The sequence below is a fragment of the Marinobacter maroccanus genome (genome assembly GCF_002933275.1).
In the GTDB taxonomy this organism is placed as follows: domain Bacteria; phylum Pseudomonadota; class Gammaproteobacteria; order Pseudomonadales; family Oleiphilaceae; genus Marinobacter; species Marinobacter maroccanus.
The window spans coordinates 1-3,218 of sequence record NZ_PSSX01000037.1 but is presented as its reverse complement, the minus strand read 5'-3'; the positions used below and the strand labels follow the sequence as shown (position 1 = coordinate 3,218).

The 3,218-nt window shown below is 53.6% G+C and carries 3 protein-coding genes; all 3 read right to left on the bottom strand.

The genetic code is table 11. From position 1 onward, the window contains the following. Positions 1 to 341 precede the first annotated feature (341 nt). Complete coding sequence (locus KEHDKFFH_RS19875) at positions 342 to 1,313, bottom strand: phage integrase (protein ID WP_104323502.1); 972 nt, start codon at positions 1,311 to 1,313, stop codon at positions 342 to 344. Beyond that, positions 1,310 to 2,575 carry a hypothetical protein gene (locus KEHDKFFH_RS19870; RefSeq protein WP_104323501.1) on the bottom strand — a complete coding sequence of 422 codons (1,266 nt, stop codon included), beginning with the start codon at positions 2,573 to 2,575 and terminating at the stop codon, positions 1,310 to 1,312. Before KEHDKFFH_RS19870 ends, KEHDKFFH_RS19875 begins: the two co-directional genes overlap by 4 nt. Before the next feature lie 130 nt (positions 2,576 to 2,705). Next, the coding region (locus tag KEHDKFFH_RS20160) for a hypothetical protein (protein ID WP_158253213.1) at positions 2,706 to 3,218 on the bottom strand (513 nt) is incomplete at its 5' end.

The window sequence follows — 3,218 nt, the reverse complement described above, 5'->3', positions numbered from 1 at the left end:
TGTTGGTGGCTATCTGATGGACTACTACAACCGGCAAAGACCTCATACGTTCAACGGTGGCATTTCTCCCGTTGCAGCAGAGGAAAACCTTAAAATACTGTCCGGGATTAGTTGACCACTACAAAAGGTGTAAAGAGTGAGCATTGAAAATGTAAAGGCTCCCACTGCTGAAATTACCAGCAACTTCGCAATGTCACCGACACTCAACGATGGAGGGAAAAAACTAATCGTGGCAGACCAGTAGTAAATGAGCAGAGCTATACCGACAAAGACACTAATTTCTGCCAGCACTTTGATGCTCTTGATAAGGCGAGCAAAACCATCAAGCATTCTAATTCCCTTTAATGAGCAAGTGGATTGAAATCAATTACTGATTGAAGATGGCCAGGAGAGAGGTGCGAGTATCTCATGGTTAGCTTAATATCTGAATGTCCTAGGATTTTTTGAAGCGTAAGAATGTCACCTCCTTTCATAAGAAAGTGACTGGCGAAAGTGTGCCGGCAGATATGGGTGAGCTGCCCCCTAGGCAGATCTATTCCGGCCCTCTCGATCGCTTTCCGGAATGCCGCGCTGCAGCTAACAAAGGGCACTTCCTCTATTAGATCTTTATAGAGCTGCTTTGAAATCGGGACGCTCCTGGACTTACCCGACTTGGTGTAGTTGTAGGTCACCCGGTGAGGCGTGAAATTCGACCTGGTTACACCTTCAGCTTCCGACCACCTGGCGCCAGTGGCCAGGGCCAATCGAGTGACGTGATACAGACTCGGATTCGATGATGCCCTGCACTCTTCCAGGAGACGGCTTATCTGTTCCTGGGAAAGAAACGCCAGCTCTTGCTCATCCAGTTTGAACTTCCGCAACTTCTTTAACGGGTTCTCGTGTGTCCACTCGCCTTGCCGGATTAGCTCGTTAAAGACTGCACTCAGATACGTGTGCTCGTGATTCAAGGTGTTCTCCCCTACCCCGTCGTTTTCCAGCCTGAGACGGCGATAGGTGGCGAAATCGGATACCTTGAAAGACGTTGCCCTGGGGTTGCGTAGGCGATCGGCTATAGCATCCAGTTTCCGCTTTCGTTTCTCTCCATCTTTCAGGGTGTGGCCGTGGGCGTCGTACCACTGCTGAATGAGATCTTTCAGGCGCCGGCGATCCTTTGAAGGATTCCACACCTGGTCCTCAGACTTCCGGAGCAACAGATGCTGTTCATAGCGCCTGGCTTCTGCCTTGCTATCGAAGCTTTTTCTAATGCGTTTAGAACCGCGTCCATCCTGGCGGATATCAACCTGCCATCGTCCCGACGGTAGCTTTTTGATCATGCGGCCACCTTTGTGAGTAGGCGTCGTTTTATCAGTCCATCCTGGACGAGCTGGAACAGCTCGTTTTCATAGATCTCCCGTCGTCGGTAGTAGGCGCAGAGATCCTCCCAGAGTCCGGATTTCTTGAGGCAGTCCCAGGCCTGGCGTGGGTTAAAACGGTTGCGTGCATAGATGGACAAGAGATTGCCAAAGGCCAGGGAGACGTTCTTTTCGTTGCCGCAACCGGGTTCCTTTTTTGCGCGTTTGTACATCAGATCCGGGGCGCTGTAGCCGAAACCGATGTCGTCTCTTAGTTTGGTCCAGATGGGGTGTACCCATTCTCGTTTGACCTCGTAGCGATTGCTTTGCAGGGCATACTTCCAGAGACCAGTCAGGTGCGGTACCGCGTCCATGTAGGTGTAAATGGGCTTCATGTTGGGCGTGCCCTGGGAGATCTCATTCACGATGCGGTGATGGAACCGGATCTCCAGGCGCCAGACCGGCTTGTCCGGGTCATAGCAGGTGTCCGGGAAGCACTCTTCGTTGCTGGCGCATTCCCAAATGCTCTCCATGAAGGCGCGCTTGTCGGAGACGTCGACCTCTTTGGATTTGTCGTAAAGGCACACCTGCAGGCTGTTGGCCTTGCCGAAGGTGTAGGTTTCACCTCTGCCGTTGACGGTGGAACCTTCCAGGCCCTGGAAGTGAAAGTCGCTCATGCCGTTGTGGACACTGATGGTTCGGGCCCTGGTCACGAAGTGCTGGGCAAAGTCTTGCGGGGGTTCCCAGCCCTGGAAGTCCACGGCCAGGTGTAGCGCGATGCCAACCGGCTTGATGTTAGTGAGGAAGTACATACCCCACTCGGCAAGCTCGTCGTGGATCTCCTGGCTAGAGCGCTCATAGAGCCACCTGGGGGAGGTTTCGATTTTGACGTGCGTGCCCAGGGTGTCAGCTTCGGCGTAGAAGTTCTGAAGCAGGATTGTCAGGCCGTATTCGCGGTTTTGCAGGATGTATTTGAAGCCCCCTCGCCTGCCGGACTGAAGACGGAACGGGATTTTCTTGATGGTGACGGTAGCGTCATACCCGGATTCGTATTCGGTGGCGATATCGGCGAGGATTTCCGGCTTCAGGCGTCCCTGGAAAAGTTGGCGCACGGTATCCGTGCCGGTCCAGAGGACGTTGACGTTTTTCAGGTTCACTTGCTGGCCTTCGGGACCAATAAACAGGTCCCCTTTTCCAATTTCGCCGGTGCTGATATCCAGTCTTTCGAAGTCTTTGATTTTCATCTGTGGCTCACTGTGGTTCTAAGTGGTTAAAAATCGACTACCGTCGTTTTCTATGAGACGTGTTACAGGGACGTCTCCGGGCTTCGCCCGCTCCCTGCCGCTCCTCGCCATCGTCGCGGCCGTCCGCGGGCTACGCCTCTTCTTTGACTTTCTGAAGCGGGTTGATGGCCTCCAGGGGCGAGGTGTCCGGCTCGATGTCCGGTCTGAGGTCCGGTGCCTGGATGCGGATTCGCTGGCAGTAGATGTCCTGGACCTTCTGGCCATTCCACCAGAGCTGGGCATGACAGGGGCGCAGATAGAGGATGCGGTAGCCGAAGTGGAACAGGTCTTTCTGGGTTATTGAGAAATCGCCCTGGCGATCCTGGCCGTGGAACAGGTAGGCGCGGTTGAAGTTGCCGGCGATTCTCAGGGCTGCATCCTGGAAGGGATGTTTGAGTTGGTTGTTATTGGCTAGGCGACCGCTGTTCTCAGTACCAGTTTGAGGATTGCGGACATCAGAACCATCAGACAGAGCATCAGCGCCAGCCGCATCGATACTTTGAATATCCGTCGGATCAACCGCATCGAAAGTTCTTTCCCTTTCGAAGATGCCGACCGCAAGGTAGGCAAACACCAGTAGAGAAATGACTGACAGCGAAAGATA